We start from the raw sequence: 1,179 nt of genomic DNA, 5'->3' as shown, positions 1-1,179 counted from the left end.
GGATGGTATCTATTTCGATCCAAAACGCCCATCGCACTTGGAGGCTATTCTGCGCACTATCCGGCGTAGAAAAGATCTTCCACGGCTTCTCAAAAGAGCTGAAGTCATAAGAGACACGATAACCTCCCATCACTTGACGAAGTACAACGTCAACGGGGCTAAAGAAAATTTGAGCTTTCTCGAGAAAATCCCGTTGGACAAGAATGTCATTCTTGTCACCGGACAGGTTGATGACGATGCGTCCGTACTGCGAGGCGGAGGGAGAATTCGTTCTAATAGGGAGTTGTTGGAAAAGGCGCGACAGGAAAATCCTGAGGCGTTTATTGTCTACAAACCTCATCCCGATGTTGAAAGCGGCAACCGAAACGGAAAAATTCCGGAAAAGGTACTTCAACGAAATTGTGACTTGGTTGCAAGAGGGTGCTCGCTTGAAGATTTATGGCCGTATATCAGCGAGTTACACACGCTGACGAGTTTGTCGGGTTTTGAGGCTCTCCTGCGGGGGAAAAAAGTCACGACTTACGGCCGTCCTTTCTACGCAGGCTGGGGCCTTACGACAGATAAGACGGCCGAGAGGAAAACCAATACCCCCCTTATAATCGATGAACTGGTTGCGGGTTCTTTAATTCTTTATCCGCGGTATTGGGATTGGCAGACATCACAATTCTGTCGGCCGGAAGATGTTTGCAGTCGTCTAATGAATAAAGAACAGATGGATGTTTCCCTGTGGATTAAGTTTTGCAGAACTGGTCGCAATTTTTTAAATCTTTGGCTGAGAAAATGATGAACCAAACCTTTTTAAGGACAACGCAGATTGTATTCGGCGCGTGTGCGTTGTTGACTCTCGCCGGTTGCTCATCCACGCCACGCGGTTTGCAGCATGTACCGACTCAGCCTGCAGTTGTTGTCGATCCTTCTCAAACCGAAAACGAGCGGAGTTTTGCGGCATCGGCTGCGAAGCTTGAAGTGGGCGGTGGTGCCGCGGTCATTCAAACGACGCCGATCGGACTTGCACAGGCGATCGCAGTAGCAACGTACAAGAATGCGCTTGGCGAAGATTGCAAGCGTATTGAGGTGCGCAACAAGGATGCGTCCTCTGTGTGTGGCGTTTGCCTTGGTAAAGACGGTATCTGGCGTGTCGTGCCGCGAAACTTCTAAACCTGTCTCTTATACACATCT

At 49.3% G+C, this 1,179-nt stretch carries 2 protein-coding genes; both read left to right on the top strand.

Annotated features, from left to right (window positions below):
• The coding region (locus H6A60_RS11490; protein ID WP_439145084.1) for a capsular polysaccharide export protein, LipB/KpsS family at positions 1-784 on the top strand (784 nt) is incomplete at its 5' end.
• Positions 781-1,158, top strand: coding sequence for a DVU3141 family protein (locus H6A60_RS11485; protein WP_205104736.1), 378 nt, complete (start codon positions 781-783; stop codon positions 1,156-1,158). The genes H6A60_RS11490 and H6A60_RS11485, both read left to right, overlap by 4 nt.
• Positions 1,159-1,179 lie beyond the last annotated feature (21 nt).

It is taken from the genome of Sutterella massiliensis, assembly GCF_016899755.1.
Classification (GTDB): domain Bacteria; phylum Pseudomonadota; class Gammaproteobacteria; order Burkholderiales; family Burkholderiaceae_F; genus Sutterella; species Sutterella massiliensis.
The sequence above is the reverse complement of the archived record's forward strand: the minus strand, read 5'-3'. Positions and strand labels throughout refer to the sequence as shown.

Excerpts from the sequence above, each read along its gene's own strand:
- H6A60_RS11485 (WP_205104736.1), top strand. The coding sequence starts at position 781 with ATGATGAACCAAACCTTTTTAAGGACAACGCAGATTGTATTCGGCGCG.